The organism is Stenotrophomonas terrae (assembly GCF_001431465.1).
In the GTDB taxonomy this organism is placed as follows: Bacteria; Pseudomonadota; Gammaproteobacteria; order Xanthomonadales; family Xanthomonadaceae; genus Stenotrophomonas; species Stenotrophomonas terrae.
Map to the genome: position 1 here is coordinate 39,775 of NZ_LDJJ01000014.1, position 22,297 is coordinate 62,071.

The 22,297-nt window shown below is 65.5% G+C and carries 21 protein-coding genes; 11 read left to right on the forward strand and 10 right to left on the reverse strand.

The window, feature by feature from the left end; all coding sequences use genetic code 11:
* The first annotated feature begins 32 nt into the window (after positions 1 to 32).
* The 4 genes from ABB27_RS05215 to ABB27_RS05230 are packed head-to-tail and all read left to right on the forward strand — an operon-like array spanning position 33 to position 4,364.
* Positions 33 to 1,109 (forward strand): LacI family DNA-binding transcriptional regulator, encoded by a 1,077-nt coding sequence (locus ABB27_RS05215; protein ID WP_057627176.1) that lies wholly within the window; start codon positions 33 to 35, stop codon positions 1,107 to 1,109.
* A gap of 6 nt (positions 1,110 to 1,115) precedes the next feature.
* Positions 1,116 to 2,144, forward strand: a complete 1,029-nt coding sequence (locus ABB27_RS05220) for an SIS domain-containing protein (RefSeq protein ID WP_057627177.1) — start codon at positions 1,116 to 1,118, stop codon at positions 2,142 to 2,144.
* Positions 2,144 to 3,286 carry an N-acetylglucosamine-6-phosphate deacetylase gene (gene nagA / locus ABB27_RS05225; protein WP_057627178.1) on the forward strand — a complete coding sequence of 381 codons (1,143 nt, stop codon included), beginning with the start codon at positions 2,144 to 2,146 and terminating at the stop codon, positions 3,284 to 3,286. Before ABB27_RS05220 ends, nagA begins: the two co-directional genes overlap by 1 nt.
* Before the next feature lie 10 nt (positions 3,287 to 3,296).
* Positions 3,297 to 4,364 (forward strand): acyltransferase family protein, encoded by a 1,068-nt coding sequence (locus tag ABB27_RS05230; RefSeq protein ID WP_057627179.1) that lies wholly within the window; start codon positions 3,297 to 3,299, stop codon positions 4,362 to 4,364.
* Between the two features lie 157 nt (positions 4,365 to 4,521).
* On the opposite strand, the gene ABB27_RS05235 is transcribed toward ABB27_RS05230, so the two are convergent.
* Entirely contained in the window at positions 4,522 to 5,742 is a 1,221-nt protein-coding gene (locus ABB27_RS05235; RefSeq protein ID WP_057627180.1) for a multifunctional CCA addition/repair protein, read from the reverse strand.
* 290 nt (positions 5,743 to 6,032) lie between these two features.
* Complete coding sequence (locus ABB27_RS05240) at positions 6,033 to 7,979, reverse strand: transglycosylase SLT domain-containing protein (RefSeq protein ID WP_057627181.1); 1,947 nt, start codon at positions 7,977 to 7,979, stop codon at positions 6,033 to 6,035.
* Between the two features lie 183 nt (positions 7,980 to 8,162).
* Here ABB27_RS05240 and ABB27_RS05245 point away from each other — a divergent pair, with 183 nt between their 5' ends.
* The gene (locus ABB27_RS05245; RefSeq protein ID WP_057627182.1) at positions 8,163 to 8,573 is read left to right on the forward strand and encodes an ExbD/TolR family protein; all 411 of its coding nucleotides are present in this window, start codon (positions 8,163 to 8,165) and stop codon (positions 8,571 to 8,573) included.
* 139 nt (positions 8,574 to 8,712) lie between these two features.
* On the forward strand, positions 8,713 to 9,588 hold the full coding sequence (locus ABB27_RS05250) for an EamA family transporter (protein ID WP_057627183.1): 876 nt from the start codon (positions 8,713 to 8,715) through the stop codon (positions 9,586 to 9,588).
* 9 nt (positions 9,589 to 9,597) lie between these two features.
* On the opposite strand, the gene ABB27_RS05255 is transcribed toward ABB27_RS05250, so the two are convergent.
* The 4 genes from ABB27_RS05255 to ABB27_RS05270 form a co-directional block, all read right to left on the reverse strand.
* A complete protein-coding gene (locus ABB27_RS05255; protein ID WP_211263671.1) occupies positions 9,598 to 10,335 on the reverse strand; it encodes an endonuclease/exonuclease/phosphatase family protein in 738 nt (245 codons plus the stop codon).
* Between the two features lie 71 nt (positions 10,336 to 10,406).
* Positions 10,407 to 11,219 (reverse strand): thiol:disulfide interchange protein DsbA/DsbL, encoded by an 813-nt coding sequence (locus ABB27_RS05260; RefSeq protein WP_057627185.1) that lies wholly within the window; start codon positions 11,217 to 11,219, stop codon positions 10,407 to 10,409.
* A gap of 120 nt (positions 11,220 to 11,339) precedes the next feature.
* A complete protein-coding gene (locus ABB27_RS05265) occupies positions 11,340 to 11,987 on the reverse strand; it encodes a thiol:disulfide interchange protein DsbA/DsbL (RefSeq protein WP_057627186.1) in 648 nt (215 codons plus the stop codon).
* 93 nt (positions 11,988 to 12,080) lie between these two features.
* Positions 12,081 to 12,866: a c-type cytochrome gene (locus tag ABB27_RS05270; RefSeq protein WP_057627187.1), complete on the reverse strand. Its 786-nt coding sequence runs from the start codon at positions 12,864 to 12,866 to the stop codon at positions 12,081 to 12,083.
* Positions 12,867 to 13,038: 172 nt separating this feature from the next.
* Here ABB27_RS05270 and yihA point away from each other — a divergent pair, with 172 nt between their 5' ends.
* On the forward strand, positions 13,039 to 13,680 hold the full coding sequence (gene yihA / locus ABB27_RS05275) for a ribosome biogenesis GTP-binding protein YihA/YsxC (protein WP_057627188.1): 642 nt from the start codon (positions 13,039 to 13,041) through the stop codon (positions 13,678 to 13,680).
* 382 nt (positions 13,681 to 14,062) lie between these two features.
* On the opposite strand, the gene ABB27_RS05280 is transcribed toward yihA, so the two are convergent.
* The 3 genes from ABB27_RS05280 to ABB27_RS05290 form a co-directional block, all read right to left on the reverse strand.
* Entirely contained in the window at positions 14,063 to 15,037 is a 975-nt protein-coding gene (locus tag ABB27_RS05280; protein WP_057627189.1) for an MBL fold metallo-hydrolase, read from the reverse strand.
* 100 nt (positions 15,038 to 15,137) lie between these two features.
* Entirely contained in the window at positions 15,138 to 15,971 is an 834-nt protein-coding gene (locus tag ABB27_RS05285; protein ID WP_057627190.1) for a helix-turn-helix transcriptional regulator, read from the reverse strand.
* A gap of 3 nt (positions 15,972 to 15,974) precedes the next feature.
* Complete coding sequence (locus ABB27_RS05290; RefSeq protein ID WP_057627191.1) at positions 15,975 to 16,673, reverse strand: VIT1/CCC1 transporter family protein; 699 nt, start codon at positions 16,671 to 16,673, stop codon at positions 15,975 to 15,977.
* 203 nt (positions 16,674 to 16,876) lie between these two features.
* Here ABB27_RS05290 and ABB27_RS05295 point away from each other — a divergent pair, with 203 nt between their 5' ends.
* Both ABB27_RS05295 and ABB27_RS05300 read left to right on the forward strand, forming a co-directional pair.
* A complete protein-coding gene (locus ABB27_RS05295; protein WP_057627192.1) occupies positions 16,877 to 18,241 on the forward strand; it encodes a glutamate--cysteine ligase in 1,365 nt (454 codons plus the stop codon).
* Between the two features lie 255 nt (positions 18,242 to 18,496).
* Complete coding sequence (locus tag ABB27_RS05300; RefSeq protein WP_057627193.1) at positions 18,497 to 19,135, forward strand: glutathione S-transferase family protein; 639 nt, start codon at positions 18,497 to 18,499, stop codon at positions 19,133 to 19,135.
* A gap of 71 nt (positions 19,136 to 19,206) precedes the next feature.
* Here ABB27_RS05300 and ABB27_RS05305 read toward each other — a convergent pair whose 3' ends face one another.
* Complete coding sequence (locus ABB27_RS05305; protein ID WP_057627194.1) at positions 19,207 to 20,892, reverse strand: hypothetical protein; 1,686 nt, start codon at positions 20,890 to 20,892, stop codon at positions 19,207 to 19,209.
* Positions 20,893 to 20,910: 18 nt separating this feature from the next.
* On the opposite strand from ABB27_RS05305, the gene ABB27_RS19895 reads away from it, so the two are divergent.
* Positions 20,911 to 21,081 (forward strand): hypothetical protein, encoded by a 171-nt coding sequence (locus ABB27_RS19895; protein WP_161809613.1) that lies wholly within the window; start codon positions 20,911 to 20,913, stop codon positions 21,079 to 21,081.
* Positions 21,082 to 21,129: 48 nt separating this feature from the next.
* Complete coding sequence (bla, locus tag ABB27_RS05310) at positions 21,130 to 22,095, forward strand: subclass B3 metallo-beta-lactamase (protein ID WP_211263670.1); 966 nt, start codon at positions 21,130 to 21,132, stop codon at positions 22,093 to 22,095.
* Positions 22,096 to 22,297: the final 202 nt, after the last annotated feature.

A 22,297-nucleotide genomic window follows, 5' to 3' on the forward strand; every position in this document is an offset into this window, starting at 1 on the left:
TGGCGGCAATCGAGCCAACGCGGGAACCGGTAATGCGTAGACCCACCATCAAGGATGTCGCCGAGCGTGCCAAGGTCTCTTTGAAGACCGTCTCGCGGGTGATCAACAACGAGCCTTCGGTGATGCAGGCCACCCGCGCGCGCGTGCTGCGGGCGGTGGCCGAGCTGGACTACGAGCCCGATCCTTCGGCCCGCAACCTGCGCAGCAACACCACCTTCGTGATCGGGCTGGTCTACGACAACCCCAATCCGTACCACATCATCGGGGTACAGAACGGTGTGCTGTCGGCCTGCCGCGAGACCGGCTTCGGCCTGCAGATCCATCCCTGTGACTCGACCTCGCCGATGCTGGCCGAGGAGCTGGCTGACTGGGTACAGCGTTCGCGCCTGGCCGGTTTGGTGCTGACCGCGCCGATGTCCGAGCGGCCGGAACTGGTGGCCGCGCTCAATGCGCGTGGCATCAAGACCGTGCGCATCATTGCCGCCACCGAAGACCCGGGCGATGGCCCCTGCGTGTTCGTCGATGACCGTGATGCCGCTTATGAAATCACCGAGCACCTGATCCAGCTGGGCCACCAGCGCATCGGCTTCCTGTGGGGCGGCACCTCGCACCGTTCCAGCGGCGAGCGTTATGCCGGCTACGAAGCGGCGCTGAAGGACTACGGCATCCCGCTGGACAAGCACCTGGTGATCCCCGGCGATTACACCTTTGATGATGGTTTCCGTGGTGCGCGCCGCCTGCTGGCGCTGCGCGAGCCGCCTACCGCCATCTTTGGCTCCAACGACGAAATCGCTGCCGGCGTGCTGGCGGCGGCCAATTCGGCTGGTTTGAACGTGCCGTACGACCTGTCCATTGCAGGATTCGAGGACAGCCCGTTCTCGCGCCAGTCGTGGCCGGCGCTGACCACCGCCAAGCAGGCCACCGGCGACATCGCCCGGCATGCCGCGCGCTTGCTGATCAGCCAGCTGCGCACCGATGCCTACGAAGACAGCCCGGCACAGCTGCAGAACCAGGGTTTCGTACCGCAGTTGGTGGTACGCGGCTCGACCGCGCCGCTGCGTCAGCAACCGTCGCGACCTCCTTCATCTCCCCCCGACCTCTCCGAGTAACGATCCATGGCACTGCCTAGTGAAACCGAAACCCTGATGTTCAACGAGGCGGCACAAAGCGCCTCTGTCATCGCCGCCCAGTTCGCACGCAACCGCGACGTGGTCCAGGCACTGGCCGCAGACCTGCGCCAGAACCCGCCGCCCTTCGTTGTTACCTGTGCACGTGGCAGTTCCGATCACGCGGCAACCTATGCCAAGTATCTGTTCGAGACCCAGCTCGGCCTGGTGACCGCTTCGGCATCGCCGTCGGTGGGCTCGGTCTATGAAGCGCCGCTGCAGCTGCGCGGCGCGCTGTACATCGTGATCTCGCAGTCGGGCAAGAGCCCGGACCTGCTGCGCAACGCCGAGGCCGCCAAGGCCGCCGGCGCGCGCGTGGTGGCGCTGGTCAATGTGGAAGACTCGCCGCTGGCACTGCTGGCTGAAACCGTCATTCCGCTGGGTGCCGGTGCCGAGCGCAGCGTTGCGGCAACCAAGAGCTATCTCGCCTCGCTGGCAGCGATCCTGCAACTGGGCGCGTATTGGAAGAATGATCCGGCCCTGATTGCCGCGTTGGATGCCTTGCCGGCCGCGATGAGCGAAGCCTGGGCCTGCGACTGGAGCGCGGTGACCGACGGTCTGGTCGACGCGCACAACCTGTTCGTGCTCGGCCGTGGTCCCGGCCTGGCCGCCGCGCAGGAAGCGGCATTGAAGTTCAAGGAAACCTGCGGCCTGCATGCCGAAGGCTACAGCTCGGCCGAAGTGAAGCATGGCCCGATGGCGCTGGTAGGCCGCGACTTCCCGGTGCTGGCCTTTGCTCAGCCCGATGAAACCGGCGCCGGCACCCGTGCCGTGGCCGAAGAGTTCGCCGCACGCGGCGCGCAGGTGTGGCTGACCGGTGAAGGCGGCAACCTGCCGACCGCCACCGCACCGCACCCGCTGTGCGCACCGCTGCTGACCATCCAGAGTTTCTACCGCGCGATCAACGCGCTGGCGCTGCGCCGTGGCAACAACCCGGATCTGCCGCCGCACCTCAACAAGGTGACGGAAACCGTCTGATGAAAACCGTGCTGCGCAATGGCCGGGTACTTGCCGGCGAGAACTTCCGTGACGATGTCGCGGTACTGATCGAAGACGGCCGCATCACTGCGGTCGTCGCCAGCGACGACCCGACCGTTGCCGCGGCCGATGCGCAGGTGGACCTGGGCGGCGGCTGGCTGCTGCCCGGTTTCATCGACGCCCAGGTCAATGGCGGTGGCGGTGCGCTGTTCAACAACCAGACCGACGTCGATGCATTGCGCACGATGGTGGCTGGGCATCGCCGCTACGGCACCACCGGCATGCTGCCGACCCTGATCAGCGACGATGCCGAGGTGATGGCGCGCGCGGTACAGGCCACGCGCGAGGCCATCGCGGCCAAGGTGCCGGGTGTGCTCGGCATTCATTTGGAGGGCCCGTACATCGCACCGGCCCGCAAGGGCACGCACGATGCCGGCAAGTTCCGCGTGCCCGATGCCGATGAAGTGCGCATGGCCACCTCCCTGGACAACGGCGTCACCCTGATCACGCTGGCGCCCGAACGCGTGCCGCTGGCAACGATCCAGCAGATGGTGGCCAATGGCGCAATCGTTGCCGCCGGCCATACCGCCGGCAGCTATGACGAAATCCGTGCCGGGCTGGATGCCGGCATCACCGGCTTCACCCATCTGTACAACGCCATGTCGCCGCTGCAGGGGCGTGATCCCGGCGCGGTGGGCGCGGCCCTGGAAGACGCCGACAGCTGGTGTGGCGTGATCGTCGATGGCGTGCACGTGCACCCGGCCAGCCTGCGCGTTGCGCTGGCAGCCAAGCCGCGCGGCAAGGTGTTCCTGGTGACTGATGCGATGCCGATGGTGGGCTCGGACAACCCGGCTTTCGAGCTGTATGGCGAAGTGATCACTGCCGTTGACGGTGTGGTACGCAACGCTGCCGGTGCCTTGGCGGGTTCGGCTTTGGACATGATCACTGCCGTGCGCAATACGGTTGGGCTGCTGGGTTTGTCGCTGGCCGAAGCTTCGCGCATGGCATCGACGTATCCGGCGCAGTTCCTGGGTCTGGATGACCGCTACGGGCAGATTGCAGCCGGCTACCAGGCTGATTTTGTATTGCTGGATACCGACCTGCAGGTGCAGAGCACCTGGATTGCCGGTCAGCGCGACTGAGTTTCAGGCAATGAACAAAGCCATTCGATATGCCTCGGTGGATGCCCTGCGTGGCATCACCGTGGCCGCCATGCTGCTGGTCAACAATCCCGGCAGCTGGAGTTATGTCTTTGCGCCGCTACGGCATTCGGAATGGCATGGCTGCACGCCGACGGACCTGGTGTTCCCGTTCTTCCTGGTGATTGTCGGCGTATCCATCGCGCTGGGCGTGGTGCCGCGGGTGGAGCAGGGCGCTGATCGTGGTGCATTGACGCGTACGGTATTGATCCGCGCCGCACGCATTCTCGGTTTGGGCCTGCTGCTGCATTTCCTGGCCTGGTGGTGGCTGGAGCTGCCGCATTACCGGCCATGGGGCGTGCTGCAACGTATCGGCCTGTGCTTTGCGTTTGCCGGTGCGGTTGCGATCTGGTTGAAGCCCAAGGCGCAGACCCTATGCCTGGGCGTGTTGTTGCTTGGCTACGCCGCATTGCTGGCGGCCGGTGGCAGCCTGGAGCCTTGGCTCAATCTGGTCAGTCGGGTGGATACGACGCTGTTTGGGTCGCTGCTATACCAGTACGACCCGGTCAGCGGGCATGGCCATGATCCTGAAGGCATGGTCTCCACGCTGGGCGCACTGGCCTCAACGCTGCTGGGTTTGCGTGCGGGCGCAATGCTGCGCCAGCGCCCATGGCGGCTGTTACCCACTGCAGCGCTGCTGTTGCTGGCCGGTGGCGTATGGGCGCAATGGCTGCCCTTGAACAAGAACCTGTGGACCCCGTCCTACGTGCTGTGGACCGGCGGCTGGGCGCTCGCAGGGTTGTGGCTGGCGCACATCCTGATCGATTGCCGGCAGTGGCCAGCCTTGGGTCGCCGCTTCGGCGTCAACGCGATCACTGCATATGCGGGCTCGTCGGCGATGGTGCTGGCGATGATGGCCACCGGCAGTTGGAACTGGCTGTGGGAACACCTGTTCAACCGCTGGCTCACCCCGCTGGGTGGCGCGCAGTTCGCCTCGCTGGCGATGGCGCTGAGCTTCCTCGCCCTATGGTGGCTGCCGATGGCGTGGATGGACCGGCGCAGGATCTATCTGAAAATCTGAGGCTGCTGGTTGTAGGAGCGGCGTAAGCCGCGAAGCCGGTGATTCATCGCCAACCGCAGCAGCTGCAATTGCACAATCCAACGGTGCCTTTTGCATCGTTGGCTTCGCGGCTTACGCCGCTCCTACAACATCCAAAGGCCGCGACGCCGACGGGCAATCAGCGCGCTGCGCTGATCGCCTTGATGCGCGCCTTCTTCAATGCCTCGCCGATGGCGGGGCCTTGCAGGCCTTCGGTGGCGATGTCGCGTGCGTTGATCGCCAGTGCAGCGGCATGCAGGCGTTGCAGGCTTGCCCGCTGCGGGTAGTCGCTGTCCTCAAAGCCCAGCCGGCCGCGTTTGTCGCATTCGCAGACCAGCGCCATCTGCGCGATGCGTTCGGGGCGGCGGAAGCCGTCGCAGCGTTGGATCAGTTCCAGCACGGTGGCGTCGCGCAGTTCGTCGAGGCGATGCACGTTGAGGTGTTCACGGCAGACCGCCTCAGCCAGCAGCCGATGATCGACTGGAATCTTCAGGCGTTCGCACAGTTTGGCCAGCGGCTCCAGGCCGCGCTGCTCATGCATGATGTGGCGGGGCAGTTCGTCGGCCGGCGTCAGCGCCTTGCCGAGGTCGTGGGTGAGCGCGGCGAAGCCGATCAGGTCATTGCCCGGCGCCAACTGTGCGGCCATGTCGCTGACCATTTCCTGGTGCACGCCGGTATCCACCTCCGGGTGGAACTCGGCGCGTTGTGGCACGCCGTACAGGGCATCCACTTCCGGCAGGATCGCAGCCAGCGCGCCGGTATCGTGCAGGCAACGCAGGAAGGCTGATGGTTGCTTCATGGTCAGGCTGCGGCGCAGTTCCTGCCAGATGCGTTCCGGGACCAAGGCGTCCAGTTCGCCGCTGGCGGCCATCTGCCGCATCAATTCAGCTGTTTCCGGGGCGAGGGTGAAGCCCAAGGGTGCGAAGCGCGCCATGAAGCGCGCCGCGCGCAGCACCCGCAGGGGATCTTCGACGAAGGCCGGGCCGACATGGCGTAGCACGCGCTGTTCGATATCGCGCCCGCCGCCCCAGGGGTCCACCAGTTCGCCGGTTTCCTCGTCGCGGGCAATGGCGTTGATGGTGAAGTCGCGGCGCTGCAGGTCTTCTTCCAGCGTCACCGAAGGATCGGCATCGACAACGAAGCCGCGGTAGCCGCGGCCGGATTTTCGTTCGGTGCGTGCCAGGGCGTATTCCTCACCGCTGTCCGGGTGCAGGAATACCGGGAAATCCTTGCCTACGGCCTTGAAGCCGAGTGATTCCATTTCCGCCTGGGTGGCACCAACGACCACCCAGTCACGATCGCCGGGTTGTTGGCCGAGCAGGGAATCGCGGACAGCGCCGCCGACGAGATAAGTCTTCATGCAGCCATGATAAGGCGGAAGACGTGTGCTACCTGTAGTGCCGAGCCATGCTCGGCAGGGGCTTTACCGGTAAGGCCTCAGCCGAGCATGGCTCGGCTCTACATCTGTTGCCGCTGGGTGTGGGAGCGGCGTAAGCCGCGAAGCTGGCAATGGATCAGAAGCAAAAAGCTTACCCCTCCCCAGCCCTCCCCTTGGCCTTTGGCCAAAGGGAGGGGGCTAATGCCGAGCATGGCTCGGCACTACATTGGTAAGGCCGCTGCCGAGCATGGCTCGGCACTACGGTGCTGCGTTTAAGGGCTTTGTTGGCAGCTGAAGGCTTTGCGGGCGCCCTGGGTCTTGCCGATCATGCGGTCGCTCAGGGTCAGGGCGTTGCCGTTGAGGCGCCAGTCGTAGATCACGCTGAAGGCCAGTACCCGTGCCACGTACTCGCGGGTTTCCTTGTAGCTGATGGTCTCGATCCAGAAATCCGGGTCGTATTCCGGGCGCTGACTCTGCCAGCGTGCGGTCGGCGTCGGGCCGGCGTTGTAGGCGGCGATGGTGACGTAGGGCAGGCCGTTGTACTTGTCCATCAGCTGGCGCAGGTACGCGGTGCCAATGGCGATATTGGTGTCCGAGTCGTACAGGCTGGCAGCACCGCCATAGCCGCTCAAACCAATGCTCTTGGCGACGCTGGCACCGGTGGCCGGCAATACCTGCATCAGGCCCATGGCGTTGGCCGGCGAGCGCGCGTTCGGATTGAAAATGCTCTCGGCGCGGATCTCGGCGGCAATCCAGGCCGGATCCAATGCGTTGCGTGCGGCTTCGCGGCGGATGCTGTCGTCGTGGTGCAGGGGGAAGCGCAGGTTGTACAGGCGCATTTCCTGCGGGCCCTTCAATGCGAACACGGCGCGATCAAACCAGCCGTTGTTGCTGGCAACTTCCACCGCCAGGCGACGCTGGCTGTCGTCGAAACGCGTCAGCGCATCGGCCCATTCGCGTGCAGCCCAACTCGGGCGCTCGATCTTGAACAGCTCGATCGCCCGCACCAGTGCCGGCTCTCTGGCAACTGCGCTTTTTGCGCTGGCGCTGTCGCCCGGATTCCACGGGCACAAGGTATAGGGCTGCTTGAGCTTGTCCGCGGCCAGGAAGCCATGGAAGGTGGGTTCGGTGGAGGCAGCGCGATACAGCGCGGTGGCCTCCGTCGGCTTGCCGGTCTTTTCCAGCAGGCGGCCCTCGAACCAGCGCCAGCGCGAATCGTTGCGCTGGCTGGCCGGCATCTTGCGGATGGCGACCAGTGCCGCCGGCCAGTCGCCGCGTGCCATCGCCTCGCGGGTGCGCCATTCGTGCAGGCGTTCGTCGTAGGCCGACTCGGGTACGGCCGCCAGCCGGCGTGCGGAATCGGGCAGGTAGGAGGCAACGGTCCACAGCGCGATTTCGTACAGCACCTGGCCTTGCTGGTCTGCGCTCAGGCCCAGGCTCTGTGCGTATTGCGGCAACTGCAGCTCGGCGGCGCCCGGGTCGGCCTTGGCCAGCTTCTGCAGGCCATCGACGGCGATGCGGCGGCTGCGGTCGTTCTTCGGCCAGTTCAGGGCGCGGGCGTCGGGTTTGTCGACAAAGGCGGCGTAATCATTGGCCTGTGCTTGTTCGGCTGCAGGCAGGCCGCGTGCGGCGGCACGCATCACCGCTGCCTGTTGCGCGTCGGCGGCCGCGTCGATGCGTTCCCAGCGCAGCGCCGGTGGCAGACCGCCACGGCTGGCGAGTACCGCGAATACCGGGTCGCAGCCATCGGGCAGCGACTTGCCGGCGCTGCGCCACAAGGCCTGTGCGTCGCTGGTCCATTGCGCGTCGGCCTTGCCGGTGGCTTGGCGGGCGTTGAGTTCGGCGCAGCGCAGGCCCGGATCATTGCTGGCCTTCCAGTTGGCCTGGAAGGTCGGCCAATCCTGGCGGCGGGCCAGCGCCGGCAACCACGCCGAGCGGAAGCTTTCAGCCACGGCTTGGCCCTGATAGCGCTTGAGGAAATCCTGTGCCTGCGCGGTGGGCAGGGTGTCGATGTTGCGGCGCAGGGCGCTGAACTCCAACCAGCCGTACAACGGGTGGTTGCGCAGTGCGGTGGCAGCGTTGGCATCGAACTGCCCGCGCTCGGCATTGTCGATGGCCGTGCGCATCGCGGTGCGCTGCGCGTCCAGGTTCTGGGCAGGGGCGCTGGCGCTGAGCAGCGCGGCAACGGCGGCCAAGGGCAGCAGGAGGAATTTGTTCATGGCCGAAGGATAACGGCCACGGCGTCAATGGCCGAGCGACAGCCCAACCCGCACATGAACGGGCGCGTACGCTGCGTGCGTATCAACCAAAGCTGAACGAGCCTTCATGCGCTAGCTGGCAAGCGGCCTGGGCTGGCGTAGCGTCGGCCTTGAGGCAGCCGGCCTCGCCCTGGGGGAACTGGAATGGCATTCAGTGCAGCAGGCAATAGCGGACGTCCCTTGGCCGATATCAACGTCACTCCGCTGGTCGATGTGATGCTGGTGTTGTTGATCATCTTCATCGTTACCGCACCGATGGTATCGGTGCCGATCCCGGTGGATCTGCCCCAGCGCAGCGAAAAGGTCCTGCCCAGAATCGAGCCGCCACCGCCGATCGAGTTGCGGGTGGATGCGGCCGACCAGCTCTATTGGAATGGCGAAGTGCTGGCGATGGCTGACCTGCAGACGCGGTTGCAGGCACAGGCCGATCTGCATGTGGGCAACCTGCCGGAACTGCGCATTGATGCCTCGCCCGACGCGCAGTACCAGGTAATGGCCAAGGTGCTGGCAGCCGCCAATAACGCGAAGATGGAACGCATCGCCTTCATCCAGTAACGCACTGGCTGCGATGGCATCGGCCACCCGATGTGGTGGCTGATGCTGCAGCGGCGGCGTGGCTTGTCGCGGTGGCGGATCGGATGCGGAAACTGTTTCGGTGCAAGCGTTCGCGCGGTCGGCCGAATACACTAGCGGCATGCAAAATTCCCGATTCGCATCGCTGTTGCCGGTGCTGGCGGTGCTCGGCTCGGTGACCTCGTTGTCGATCGGTACCTCCTACGCCAAAAACCTGTTTCCCATCATTGGCGCGCAGGGCACCAGCGCGTTGCGCGTGGGTTTCTCGGCGCTGTTCCTGTTGCTGCTGTGGCGGCCATGGCGCTGGCATACCAGCCGTGCCGATGGCGCGGCGATCCTGCGTTACGGCTTGACGCTGGGCCTGATGAACCTGCTGTTCTATATGGCGCTGCGCACGATCCCGTTCGGGATAGCGGTGGCCATCGAGTTCACCGGTCCGCTGGCGGTGGCGATGTTCTCCTCGCGGCGGCCGATTGATTTTGTCTGGGTGGGCTGCGCGCTGGTCGGGCTGGTGCTGTTGCTGCCACTGGATGGCGGCCAGGCGCTGGACCCGGTTGGCGTGCTGTATGCCTTGGGCGCGGCCTTCTGCTGGGCGCTGTACATCATCTTCGGCAAGCGGGCAGGGCACCTGCATGCCGGCCACAGCGTGTCATTGGGTTTGCTGGCGGCGTCGCTGGTGGTTGTGCCGGTAGGTGTGGCGCACGCTGGCATGGCACTGCTGGAGCCGAAGATCCTGCTGGCCGGGTTCGTGGTGGCGGTGGTGTCCAGCGCCATTCCGATGTCGCTGGAAATGATGGCGCTCAAGCGCCTGCCCAAGGAGACCTTCGGCATCCTGATCAGCATGGAACCTGCGGTGGCGGCGCTGTGGGCGCTGCTGTTGCTGCACGAGCACCTGACCGGCCTGCAATGGCTGGCGATCGGTTGCACGGTGTTGGCATCGGCGGGCAGTACCTTGACCGCGCGGCGCCGGCCGCCGCCGGCAATTGCTGCAAGCTGAGCCCCGCGCTCAGCGCAGGCTGTTGGCGGGTACTTCGACTTCCATTTCCACCGCCAGATGGTCCGAATGCGCGGCGGGAACGGCGCGCGTATCGAGCATCTTCATGGTGTCGGAGATCAGGATGTGGTCGATGGCGCGGTCCGGGCCCCAGCTGGGGAAGGTCGGCACCACGCAGCTGGGCGGCTGCAGGCGGGTCTTGTGGTACAGCACGCGCATTTCCGGGCGGTCGGCCTTGCAGTTGAAGTCGCCCATCAGCACGGCGTTGGGGTAGTCGGCCAGCACGTCGGAGATGAAATCCAGCTGCGACAGCCGTGAGCCGGTGCCCAGTGACAGATGCGCCACCGCCACGGTCAGGCCTTCGTCGCCATCGCCGTAGCGGGCCACCAGCAGGCCACGGCCGCCGATGCGGCCGGGCAGGGCGTGATCCTGTACTTCCACCGGTTCCAGCCGGCTCAGCAGGCCATTGGCGCTGGAGGCCACGCCGCCCATGCGGCGGTTGGGCTGGTGGGCCCAATAATTGAAGCCGGCACGTTCGGCCAGGTAATGGGTCTGGTTGGTGAAGCCCGAGCGCAGGCTGCCCGGGTCGGCTTCCTGCAGGCCGACGATATCGCGGCCGCTGGCAAGCTTGGCGATCGCGTCCAGGCTGGAGCGCTTCTGCCCGGCAGGCAGGGCATGCGACCAGCTACGGGTTACGTAGTCGCTGTAGCGGCGGGTGCTGGAGCCGGCCTGGATGTTGGCGGTCAGCAAGCGCAATGTCTGGGTGGGGGATTTCACGGCAGGTCGAACTCAAGGGCCTCGTTACCGAGGCCCTTGATACCTCACTTGGCGTTGGCGGCGCGTTCGCGCGCGATCAGGTGGTCGGCAATGCGGAGCATGTCTTCATAGCCCTTGCCCTTGACCAGGTACTTGCCGTTGATGATCAGCGACGGAGTACCGGTGATCTTGCTGCGCTGGGCGAACTGCTTGCCTCGGTTGACCTTGGCGGCGACGCCGAAGCTGCCCATGGTGTCGGCGAAGGTCTTGGGATCGACGCCGTACTTGCCGTAGAAGTTGGCGATGTCCTGGACCGAATCGCTGCCGCGCTCACCCTTCAGGGTCTGCTCGATGTGGATGGCCGAGTACAGCGCGTCGTGGGTTTTTTCCTGCACGCCCAGGGTTTCAGCGGCGTAGAAGGCACGTGCGTAGTTGTCCCAGGTACCGCCAAAGGCGGCCGGCACGTAGACGAAGCTCACGTCGGAGGGCAGGCCGGCCTTCCACGAGCTGATCAGCGGCTGGAAGCGGGCGCAGGCCGGGCAGACGTAGCCGAAGATCTCGGCCACTTCGACCTTGCCGGTGGCCGGCTGGAACGGCTGGCCGCCTTCGATCACAACGAAGTCGGTGCCGGCAACCGGGTCCGGGCCGACCAGGCGGGCCTGGGCCGGAACCGGCGGAGCGACGGGGGCATCGGTTGCGGCGGCGGCCGGTGCGCTGCTTGCTGCTGCGTCGGCAGCCGGTGCCGGAGTTGCGGCCGGAGCGGATTCGGTAGCGGCCGGGGCTGCCGGAGCGGTGGTGTCAGCGGTGCCATCCTGGGCTTTGCAGGCAACCATCAGCGGCAGCAGGGCGGTCAGGGCCAGGGCGAAGCGGATATTCATCGGGAGGGATCTCCAGCAGGGTTTTGTTGGGGTGCCGGGCAGCGATGCCACGGCCGGCGCGCGCAGGGACGCATTATGGGCGTTGTCGGCTGAACCGGTAACCCGGATTCAGCCGGCGACTCAGCGGCGGTTGCCACTGCTGCGTTCGCGTGCCACCAGGGCGTCGGCGATGCGCAGGTTGTCGTCAAAGGTTTTGCCCTTGACCAGGTATTTGCCATTGATGATCAACGCCGGGGTGCCCGGCGGACGTACGCGAACGGCAAAGGCGCGGGCGTTCTTGACCTTGTCATCCACCTGCTGGCTGCGCAGCGCTTCGACATAGCGCTGCGGCTGCACACCGTACTGGGAATAGAAGGTGGCCAGTTCGTCTGGTGACACGTTCTGTGCCGGCAGGCTGTGCTGCTCGTGCAGGGCCTTGAACACGTCGGCATGGCTGCGCTTGGCCACACCTACCTGTTCGGCTGCATAGAAGGCACGGGCGTAGGAATCCCAGTAACCACCAAAGGCCGCCGGCACCGGGGTGAAGCGCACGTCTGCCGGCAGCTTGGCTGCCCAGGCTGCCAGCTGCGGCTCGAAATGGGCGCAATGCGGGCAGGTATAGCCGAATATCTCCACTACCTCGATCTTGCCCGCCAGCGGCGCAAACGGGCCCGGCTCGGCGATCAGCTCATAGTCCTGGCCTTCCACGGGCGCGGCAGCGGGGGCGGCCCAGACCAACAGCGGGGCTGTTGCCAGCAGCATCAGCAACAGTCGGGGGAACAGCTTCATCGTGGTGATTCTCCGTTGGAAAAACAGACGCCGACCTTGCGGCCGGCGTGTCTGCGTGGGCAGTTGCCGGGTCGCCGGAGCGACCGGCGGGTGTCAGGGTTGCGCGGCGGCGGTGGCTACCGTGGCGTCGTTGGCTCGATCATGCAGACCTTGGATATAACTGGCCAGCGCCTGGATCTCCTGTTCGCTCAGCGCGTGGCTGATCTGGGCCATGATCTTGAACTGGGCGGCATCGGCCTCACCGGTCTGCCCGGCCTGGTAACGCTGCAGGCGCTGCACCACATAGCCGGCATGCTGGCCGCCGATATGCGGATAGGCCGGACCCGGGTTGCCGGCACCGGTCGGGCCGTGGCAGGCAATGCAGGCCGGAATGTTGCGGCTGCTGTCGCCGCCACGGTAGAGCTTCTGGCCCACTTCGAAGAACTTCATGCCCTGGTACGGGCCTTCGCTGACGACGGCGTCATCGGCGACACCGGCCCCGGATTTCTGGGTGGCGAAGAAGGCACCTATATCGCGCATGTCCTGCGGGGTCATGCCCTGCACGAAGGGCAGCATTGCCGCCACCGCGCCTTCGTTGCGCTGGCCGCTGGCGATCAGCGCCAGCTCCTTGGCGATATAGCGCTCGCTCTGGCCGGCCAGGCGTGGGTAGATCTCCACCGCCGAGTTGCCGTCGGCACCGTGGCAGGCCGCACAGGTAGAGGCCTTGGCCTCGCCGGCCTTGGCGTCACCGGGCTTGGTCTTGCTGAAGTCGATCTCCAGCGAAGCGGTCTGGACGGGCGCATTGTCCGGCACGGGAGTGACCGAGCTCTGGGCAAAGGCGACGGCGGCGATTACAGGGACTACCAATGCAGCAACGGCAAGAACACGAGCATGGCGCATGCTGAAGCTCCGTGTGGACCGGGCCGGGCGGGGCTTTCCGCCGGCATCAACCGGATTATCAACGGCGTTTCGCGGCACGGTCAACGCAGCAGTGCAGCAAAATCGGCCGGCAGGGCCGCCCGGAAGGGTACGGAAGCCGACGCGCGGCGCCGCAACATGCGATCCTATGCACATGTCATTGCTCATAGAACGCGCCCGTTACCACCTTTCCGCCCACAATTCCCGGCAGCTGCCGCCGGATCTGGGGGCCGAAGTGGCATTTGCCGGTCGCTCCAACGCCGGCAAGTCCAGCGCGCTCAATGCGCTGACCCGCCAGAACGCCCTGGCCCGTGTCTCCAAGACGCCCGGCCGTACCCAACAGCTGGTGTTCTTCGAGGTGACGCCCGAGGCGCACCTGGTCGATCTGCCCGGCTACGGCTACGCCAAGGTGCCGCTGGACCTGCAGGCCCATTGGCAGGCCTTCATCGACCAGTACTTCCGCACCCGCAATGCCCTCAAGGGCCTGGTGGTGGTGATGGACATCCGTCACCCGCTGCGCGACTACGACCGGCAGATGCTGGGTTATGCGGTACAGCGCGGTCTGCCCGCGCATGCGCTGCTGACCAAGGCCGACAAGCTGGGCCGTGGCCAGCAGATGCAGACCCTGAAGAAAGTGCGCAGTGACCTGCACTCGATTTTCGGCGAAACGGTCAGCGTGCAGACCTTCTCCGGCGAATCCCGCCAGGGGGTGGACGAAGCCCGCGGCATCATCGGCGGCTGGCTGGGCCTGAACCCGCCGGCAGCAGATGACGCAGGGGCTGCGGGAGCGCAGTAAGCTGCGAAGCCGACAATGCTCGGCTTGTGGGAGCGGCGTAAGCCGCGAAGCCGACAATGCCTGGATTGTAGGAGCGGCGTAAGCCGCGAAGCTGGCAATGCCTGGATTGTAGGAGCGGCGTAAGCCGCGAAGCTGACCAACTCCCAGGTCTTAGCCATAGAAAACGCCGCCATATCAGGGCGGCGTTTTGTTTTTGGTTTGGTTGTTGTGAGAGCGGAAGCCAGATCCAGGGCCAAAGCCAAAGCCAAAGCCAAAGCCAAAGCTCCCCTCACCCCTACCCCTCTCCCGTAAACGGGAGAGGGGACAGCAATAGCAAAATCAAAAGCCAAGCCAGCAGCAACAGCGAAGCCAAGCCAACAGCAATAGCCAAGCCCAGCCCTGCTTATCGCTTCAACGGCGAAAACTCGCCCGGCACCCACGCAAACGCCTCAGCTTCGCGACGTACATGCCCCAGGCCCGGGAATGGCAGGTGCGCGCCGGCGACCCACCAGCCCTGATCGGAAGCTTCCGCCATCAAGCGCCGCCGGCTGGCAATCGCGGCGGTGCGGTCGCTGTCGGCCTCGTATGCGGCGTCGGGGCGGGCGAACTGGACGGCGTGGAAATGCACGATGTCGCCCCACACCAGCAACTTCTGGCCGTTGCCGCCGTCCAGCAGGTAGGAGACATGGCCGGGGGTATGGCCGTGGCTGTCCAGAGCGGTGATGCCCGTCGGCAGGCGCTCAGCAGGGGTGAACCTGTGCAGCTTGCCGGTGGCGACATACGGGGCCACCGCGTTGCGTGCCATGCCGAAGGCCATGCGGACCTGTTGCGGGGCGGTGGCTTCGCTGGCCGGGTCCAGCCAGTAGCTGGCGTCGGCCTGCGACAGCCATACCGTGGCATTGGGATACGCGGCCTTGCCCTGCGCATCCAGCAGCCCACACATATGGTCGGGGTGGGCATGGGTCAGCAGCACGTCATCGACCTCGGCCGGGTCGTAGCCGGCAGCGCGCAGATTGCCCAGCACCTGGCCCAGGCCGGGTCCAAAGCAGGCCGCGGTGCCGGTGTCGATCAGGCTCAGGTGATCGCCGCGCTGTACCAGATAGGCGTTGACCGCGGTCTGCAAGCCCTGTGCGTCTTCCGGCACATAGCGGTGATCGAGCAGGCGGGTGACCGCGGTTGGATCAACCCCCACCAGTTCCTGCCGGCCCAGTGCCACCGTGCCGTCGAACAGGGCGGTGATCTGTAGCTCACCGATCTGCTGGTGATACACGCCGGCTACCTGCTGCTGCGCGCCGTGCGGGCTGCGCGCCTGGGCACCGCAACTGAGTGCAAGCATCAGCAGGGCGGCGGCAATCGTGTGCGAGGGGCGGATGGGCATGGGGGTTCCTGCGGGGGCGGCATTGCCGCGGGACCTTCATGCTGCGCTGCTCGCCTGCCGCGATTCGCTCACAATGACGCGCGAACTGCTCGCCGCGCGATCAACTATTGCCGATGGCCGCCGGCTCCAGCCCATAGCGCGCGCTGAAACGTTTATTGAAACTGCCCAGCGAGCGGTAGCCGGCGCGCGCTGCTACGGTCTTCAAGGGCAGCCGGGTGGTGTAGAGCAGCTGCATGGCATGGGCGAGGCGGGCGTCGGCAACCAGCCCGCGCACGCTGAGCTGTTCGCCGGCCAGGCGCCGCCGCAGGGTGGCGCCGCTGATGCCCAGATGCGATTCGAAATCACGTGATTGCCAATCGCGCTCCGGTTGCGCGGCCACCAGGTCACGGATGCGATCGCCCAGCCCGGGTTCGGGTGCGATCAGCAGGCTGCCGTGGCCGCGCCGGCAGAACGCCACCACCAGCGTCGCCAACGCCAGCCGTGCTTCAACGTAGTGACCGTGCTGCAGTGCCTGCCGCCATTGCAGCAGCGCGGCCGCGTGCTCGGCCAGCCGCAACCGCGCCAGCGCAGGGCCGGACTCGGGCAGGGGCTCGCTCCACAGGGCACGGGCTGCGGCCAGTACTTCCGGGCACAAGGGCACGATGGCGGTCAGATACAGGCCGCTGTGCGGGTCCGGGATGTTGACTACATCGATGCGGCAGCGGCGGTTGATCAGGAACAGGTCGCCGGGCGCGAATTCCAGGGTCTGCTGCGCGGTACGCACCTGTTTGCGCCCCTGCAGCAGGATGGCGAACTGCGGCTGCGGGATTTCCACCGAACTGGCGCCGTGCTCGGCGCGTGCGGTGATGCAGGCATAGCCTTCGGCACGCTGGCAATCCACCAGCGAGGACAGCTGGGCCAATACGCTGAGTGTGGCGTCGGCTTCGGCGTTCATCGCTTACACGGTGATCTTGAACAGGTGACCGATGGCCGAGGCCGCGGCCATCGCCAGCGCGCCCCAGAACACCACCCGCAGCGCGCCGCGCAGGGGCTGCGCGCCACCGGCGCGGGCCGCCAGTGCACCGGTGATGCATAGCCCGACAATGGTGGCGGCGGTGGTGGTTTCCGCCACCCATGCGGGCGCTGCCAGCAAGGCGGTCAGTACCGGTAGTGCGGCACCAACGATGAAGGCGCTGGCGGACGCTGCCGCAGCCTGCAGGGGGCGGGCGCGCAGTTGGTCGGTGATGCCGAGCTCATCGCGGGCATGGGCGGCGAGGGCATCGTGGTCGGTGAGTTGTTCGGCGACCTGCCAGGCCAGATCAGGGCTGAGCCCGCGCCGGCGATAGATGCCGGCCAGCTCTTCCAGCTCGCTGTGCGGGTCTTCGTGCAGTTCGCGCTGCTCCCGCGCCAGCTCGGCGCGTTCGGCATCGGCCTGCGACATCACCGAGACATATTCCCCGGCCGCCATCGACATGGCCCCGGCGACGGTGCCGGCGACGCCGGTGGCCAGGATGGCCGAGGGGCTGGCACCGCCGGCGGCGACGCCAACCACCAGGCCGGCGACCGAGACAATGCCGTCATTGGCGCCCAGCACGGCGGCGCGCAGCCAGCCGATGCGCTCGGAACGATGGGTTTCACGGTGACTGTTGCGGCTCATGTGCACAGTGTAGGACGGGCGCCCCGGCAAACGCGGAATGACTCGCAGGCGCAGTCGCGCAGGCGGTCAAGTCTGCTTTTATAGGATGCTGAAAACTGTTGCCGTGACACGATGGCAATCTAGGCCGCGATATAGTGCGCCCTTGCGATGGCGGGGGCTGGCCCCCACCTTCCCGCCCTGAACAGAATTCTGCGAGTCTGCCCTTGTCGAGCCCGAGCCACGTCGCTGATACCCCCATCTCCCACCGCGACCAGTTGGTCGAGAGCATTGCCTCGGGCGAAAAGCCCAAGTCGCAATGGCGGATCGGTACGGAGCACGAGAAGTTCGGCTTCCGTCTGGATGACCTGCGCCCGCCCACCTTTGAAGGTGAGCGCGGCATCAATGCGCTGCTCAATGGGCTGACCCGCTTCGGCTGGGAGCCAGTGCAGGAAGATGGCAACACCATCGCCCTGCTGCGCGATGGCGCCTCGGTGACGCTGGAGCCGGCCGGGCAGCTGGAGCTTTCTGGCGGTGCCTTGCTGACCCTGCATGACACCTGCATGGAAACCGGCAGCCACCTCAATGAAGTGGCGCAGGTGGCCGGCGAACTGCAGCTGGGTTTCCTCGGCATGGGCTTCCAGCCCAAGTGGACGCGTGCCGACATGCCGTGGATGCCCAAGGGCCGCTACCAGATCATGAAGAACTACATGCCCAAGGTCGGCTCGCTCGGCCTGGACATGATGACCCGCACCTGCACGGTGCAGGTCAACCTGGATTACGCCAGCGAAGCGGACATGGTGAAGAAGTTCCGCGTGTCGCTGGCGCTGCAGCCCATTGCCACCGCGCTGTTCGCCGATTCGCCGTTCACCGAAGGCAAGCCCAATGGCTACCTGAGCTACCGCTCGCACATCTGGACCGATACCGATCCGGACCGTACCGGCATGCTTGATTTCGTGTTCGAGGATGGCTTCGGCTACGAGCGTTACGTCGACTATCTGCTGGATGTGCCGATGTACTTCTCCTACCGCGATGGCATCTACCACGACGCCAGCGGGCAGAGCTTCCGTGACTTCATGCAGGGCAAGCTGCCGGCCTTGCCGGGTGCGATGCCGACCCTGCGTGACTGGTCGGACCACACCACCACCGCATTCCCGGAAGTGCGGCTGAAGAAGTACCTGGAAATGCGCGGCGCCGACAGTGGCCCGTGGAGCCGGATCTGCGCCTTGCCGGCATTCTGGGTGGGGCTGCTGTACGACGAGACCGCATTGAATGCTGCCTGGGACCTGGTCAAGGATTTCAGTCTGGCCGAGCGCAACGTGCTGCGTGATGGCGTACCGAAGCATGCGATGAACCTGCCGTTCCGCAATGGCACGGTACGTGACCTGGCGCGTGAGGCCTTGGCGATTTCGCGCGATGGCCTGCGTCGTCGTGCCGCGCTCAATGCCGATGGCCAGGATGAAACGCGTTTCCTGGATGTATTGCAGGAGATCGTGGATTCGGGCAAGACCGCCGCCGAGCGCAAGCTGGAGCTGTTCCATGGCCGCTGGAATGGCAGCGTGGATCCGTTGTTTGCCGAGTTCGCGTACTGATATCAGCCTGCGCGGGTTGCGCCGGCTGCCTGCAGGTTCTCTGTTACCCACAGGGCAGGCTGAGTACCGCGCGCAGTCCACCTTCGGCGCGGTTGAGCAGTCGCAGGCTGCCACCATGGTCCAGCACCTCCGCGTGCGCCACCGATAGACCCAGGCCACTCCAACGCTGCTGCGCGGGCGCTGAACAGGCGTTGATGGTCGTTGGCGTGGGCCGCGTAGTTGCTAGACTGCCGACTCCTTCCGGGAGTCAAACGCATGGGCAGCACGGCTGAAGAGATCGTCTTCTACACCAACCCGATGTCGCGCGGCCGCATCGTGCGCTGGATGCTGGAAGAACTCGGGCAGCCGTACCGCACCGAAGTGCTGGAGTTCGGCAAAAGCATGAAGGCGCCGGAATTTCTGGCCATCAACCCGATGGGCAAGGTGCCTACCATCGTCCATCGCGGCGTGGTGGTGACCGAGGCGGCGGCGATATGTGCGTATCTGGCCGATGCGTTTCCTGTTGCCGGGCTGGCGCCGGCATTGGACGATCCGCTGCGGGGCAGCTACCTGCGTTGGTTGTTCTTCGCCGCAGGCCCGGTGGAAGCGGCGATCAGCGCCAAGGCCTTCGGTGCGTTGCCGCCGCCGGAGAAAGCAGGCTCGCTCGGCTATGGCAGTTTTGAACAGATGACCGATACCTTGGAGCAGGCCGCTGCCGGCGCCTCTCCCTGGTTGCTGGGCGAACGCTTCAGTGCCGCCGACGTCTATGTGGGCAGCCAGGTGCTGTGGGGGCAGATGTTCAAGACCTTGCCCGAGCGCGATGCATTCAGTTGCTATGGCGAACAGCTGCGGGCACGACCGGCATGGCAGCGCGCCGCAGCACTGGATGACGCGCTGATTCCGTCGCGCGCCTGATCAGGGACGCGGCCGCTTCAGGTTGAAGGTAACGCGGCTGGCCCCCAGGCTGGCCACTGCCGCGTGCACGCTCAGTAACGCGCAGCAGTCAGTGGTGCATCGGCCCATTGCCATGCCGCGGCCTGCTGGCGCCTGCTTTCGGCGGCAGCCTCGGTTTCGCCCAGCGCCTGTTGCGCCTGCGCCAGACCGAACAGCGCCCAGCCATTGGCCGGATAGGTTTTCAGATCCTGATTGAAAGCCTCTGCCGCTGCCGTGGCATCGCCTGCTTCAAGCAACGCCGCGCCCAGATAGGGGCGCACCGGCAGCGGCCAATCGGCGGGCTCGTTGTAGGCAAGCGCGTCCTCGGCGGCAGCAGCCTGGCGCAGGGCAATGATGGCTTCCCTGGTATTACCCTGTGCACGCAGCAGCTCGCCGCGCAGCAGTGCATCGGCAACCTGCAGCACGCCGTCGGCGTGGTTGATGTCGAAGAAGCTGATCTGCGCCATCTGCGGATCGGTGGCGATAGCGTGCAGCGCATCGGCTTCAACGGCGGCGGCTTCAAGATTGGCGTTGCGCGCGTGCGCCATGCCACGCGCAAAGTGGCGGATGGCGGTGGGATAGGGCAGTTCGGTGGCAGCGCTGGTATCTGCAAGGATGGCATCCCAATCGCCAAAGCGGACCTGGGTGAGCAGTGGCGTCACCACGAACTGCTGCATGAACTGCATCGGCGCCTCCCCCATCGTCTTCTGGTCGGCGCGTTCGGCGGTCTGCCTTGCCGCCTGCATGGACAAGGTGCGCGAACCGGTCAGCCCGGTGGTCATGGTCGCGAAGTGCCAGTTGTGTGGCACGTAGCCCAGCGGGTACACGCCATTGCTGCCGCGGCATACCGCAAGGAAATCCTTGTCGGCGGTGGTTGCGGCCAGGTTGGTCATCGTCGCATCGTGGTAGCGGCCAACGCGGATATAGATATGTGCCGGCATATGCACCAGATGGCCCGACCCGGGCGCCAACGCCGCCAGTGCATCGGCATGTGGCTCGGCGCGCTTCGGCTCGGGCGAGGATTCCATTGCATGGATGTAGTAGTGCACCGCGCCGATGTGGCGCGGATTGCGCGCCAGCACGCGTTCCAGTTCGCCCACCAGTTTCTGGGTGAACTCGGCAGGCTTGCCGTCCTGCCAATAGGCCCAGGGCGAGAGGTCCATCAAGGCCTCGGCATACAGCGTGGCGGCATCATCGTCGTGTGGATACTGCGCGACCACCGCCGCCATTGCATCGGCATAGGCGCGGTCCAGTGGTTTGCGATCTTCCGGTGCCGGATCGGCATAGCGCTGCTGCAAGGCCAGTATCAGGGCCTGATCGACGGGGCGCGCAGCGGCGATCAATGTGTTGGCGCGCGCCGCAAGCGCGTGTGCATCCTTCGACACCGCCGGGTCCATCGGCAGGTTGATATTCGGCCCCAGTACCAGCGCCTGGCCCCAGACGCACATCGCGCAGGCCGGATCCAAGCGCGCTGCTTCGGCGAACGCGCGCCCGGCAGCCTCGTGGTTGAATCCGTAGGCCAGCCGCAGGCCCTGATCGAAATAGCGCTGCGCCAATGGCACGCTGCTGCCGATATCGCGATGCAGGTCGCCGAAGGTTTCGAACAATGGCAGCGCGGCAGGGCTCGCCGTCGGTGTTGTTGCGGAAGCCGCGTTCTGTTTGTTTGAGGAATCGCAACCGGCCAGTACCGCTGTGGCCAGCAAGGATGGAAGCAGCACGGACAAGGATCGACGGATCATTGTGGCTTCTCGGGGCGGATGGGCCAGAAGATACTGCTGGCGGCAAGCGAGCGTCGATATGAGATCAATGAAATCGCCGTAAAAAAGCCTATCGGGAAACTGCAATTACAGTGCCATGCGCATGCCTGTTGTTTTCACGATGAAAACAGCGTGTTTGGCACGTTTCATGCCGGGAGCTACCCGATGTGAAGGGGCGCTGCAGTTGCCGCCTAGGGCCCGGCGACCCTCAATTAATTCATGCGTCGGCGCAGTTCTACGCATTTGTCGCGCGCCGTTGCGCAGCGCACAGTTCCTGCAGATATCAAACAAGGTGCAGGGATGATGAAAAAGCAAAGAGTCCGCCGGGGATTGCGCGTATCTGCAGTGCTCGCTTTGGGAATGGCTGCAGCATCTGCGTCGGCCGGCGCCCCGCCGGAGTGGACAGCCGCCACGGCGCCATTCCACGTCGTCGACAATGTTTACTACGTTGGCACCGAGGGCTTGGCGGCGTATCTGATTGTCTCGCCGCAAGGGGCGATCCTGCTCGATGCACCGCTGGCCAGCAACGCTGAGCAGATCGAACGCAACATCGAAAGCCTGGGCGTACCGTTGCGCGATGTGCGCTTGCTGATCAGCAGTCATGCCCATGCCGATCATGTGGGCGCGATGGCTGCGCTCAAGCGCGACAGCGGTGCGCGCTATCTCGCCAGTGCAGGGGATCGTTGGGCGCTTGAGAATGGCAGGAACCAGGGCGACAACAACTACGGCGTGATGCCATTCGCGCCGATCAAGGTGGATGAGGTCGTCGCTGATGGGCAGAAGATCAGGCTGGGCGAAGTAGAGCTGACCGCGCATCTGACGCCGGGACACAGCCCCGGTTGCACCAGTTGGAGCATGACCGTGAATGATCGTGGATCGGCGCGTGAGTTGATGTTCCTGTGCAGCCTCACCGTTGCCGGCAACACCTTGATTGGCAATCGCAGTTATCCCGCCATCGCCGATGACTTCCGTGCCAGCTTTGCCAAGTTGGCTGCGATGCACGCGGACATCGTGTTGACCGGCCATCCAGGTACTGCCGATGTTCTCGAGCGGCAGGCGCGACGGGAAGACGGTGACGCGGACGCGTTTGTGGATGCCGGCCTTCTTTCGCGCCTGGTGAGTACCTCCAAGGCGGATTTCGAAGCGGCTTTGAGCGAGGCGAGTGCGGCGGAACAGAAGCGCTGAGGTCTTGACGTTGCGCTTCATTCACGCCGCTGATCATCACGTGCGGATGGCATGACGTAGCCCGGGTAAGCGCAGCGCACCCGGGAGCCCGTCAAGCGCGAGTGCATCATGTGCGTCGCAAACCCGGCAACAATCAACTCGTGTGGAAAGCCCCGGGTGCGCTGCGCTTACCCGGGCTACGCAGGCTGCTTGCTTGCTCGAC

Bases quoted from the DNA above. Each gene is read 5' to 3' on its own strand.
- ABB27_RS05215 (WP_057627176.1), top strand. From the start codon at position 33: ATGCGTAGACCCACCATCAAGGATGTCGCCGAGCGTGCCAAGGTCTCT.
- ABB27_RS05220 (WP_057627177.1), top strand. From the start codon at position 1,116: ATGGCACTGCCTAGTGAAACCGAAACCCTGATGTTCAACGAGGCGGCA.
- nagA (WP_057627178.1), top strand. From the start codon at position 2,144: ATGAAAACCGTGCTGCGCAATGGCCGGGTACTTGCCGGCGAGAACTTC.
- ABB27_RS05230 (WP_057627179.1), top strand. From the start codon at position 3,297: ATGAACAAAGCCATTCGATATGCCTCGGTGGATGCCCTGCGTGGCATC.
- ABB27_RS05235 (WP_057627180.1), bottom strand. From the start codon at position 5,742: ATGAAGACTTATCTCGTCGGCGGCGCTGTCCGCGATTCCCTGCTCGGC.
- ABB27_RS05240 (WP_057627181.1), bottom strand. From the start codon at position 7,979: ATGAACAAATTCCTCCTGCTGCCCTTGGCCGCCGTTGCCGCGCTGCTC.
- ABB27_RS05245 (WP_057627182.1), top strand. From the start codon at position 8,163: ATGGCATTCAGTGCAGCAGGCAATAGCGGACGTCCCTTGGCCGATATC.
- ABB27_RS05250 (WP_057627183.1), top strand. From the start codon at position 8,713: ATGCAAAATTCCCGATTCGCATCGCTGTTGCCGGTGCTGGCGGTGCTC.
- ABB27_RS05260 (WP_057627185.1), bottom strand. From the start codon at position 11,219: ATGAATATCCGCTTCGCCCTGGCCCTGACCGCCCTGCTGCCGCTGATG.
- ABB27_RS05265 (WP_057627186.1), bottom strand. From the start codon at position 11,987: ATGAAGCTGTTCCCCCGACTGTTGCTGATGCTGCTGGCAACAGCCCCG.
- ABB27_RS05270 (WP_057627187.1), bottom strand. From the start codon at position 12,866: ATGCGCCATGCTCGTGTTCTTGCCGTTGCTGCATTGGTAGTCCCTGTA.
- yihA (WP_057627188.1), top strand. From the start codon at position 13,039: ATGTCATTGCTCATAGAACGCGCCCGTTACCACCTTTCCGCCCACAAT.
- ABB27_RS05280 (WP_057627189.1), bottom strand. From the start codon at position 15,037: ATGCCCATCCGCCCCTCGCACACGATTGCCGCCGCCCTGCTGATGCTT.
- ABB27_RS05285 (WP_057627190.1), bottom strand. From the start codon at position 15,971: ATGAACGCCGAAGCCGACGCCACACTCAGCGTATTGGCCCAGCTGTCC.
- ABB27_RS05290 (WP_057627191.1), bottom strand. From the start codon at position 16,673: ATGAGCCGCAACAGTCACCGTGAAACCCATCGTTCCGAGCGCATCGGC.
- ABB27_RS05300 (WP_057627193.1), top strand. From the start codon at position 18,497: ATGGGCAGCACGGCTGAAGAGATCGTCTTCTACACCAACCCGATGTCG.
- ABB27_RS05305 (WP_057627194.1), bottom strand. From the start codon at position 20,892: ATGATCCGTCGATCCTTGTCCGTGCTGCTTCCATCCTTGCTGGCCACA.
- ABB27_RS19895 (WP_161809613.1), top strand. From the start codon at position 20,911: ATGGGCCAGAAGATACTGCTGGCGGCAAGCGAGCGTCGATATGAGATC.
- bla (WP_211263670.1), top strand. From the start codon at position 21,130: ATGCGTCGGCGCAGTTCTACGCATTTGTCGCGCGCCGTTGCGCAGCGC.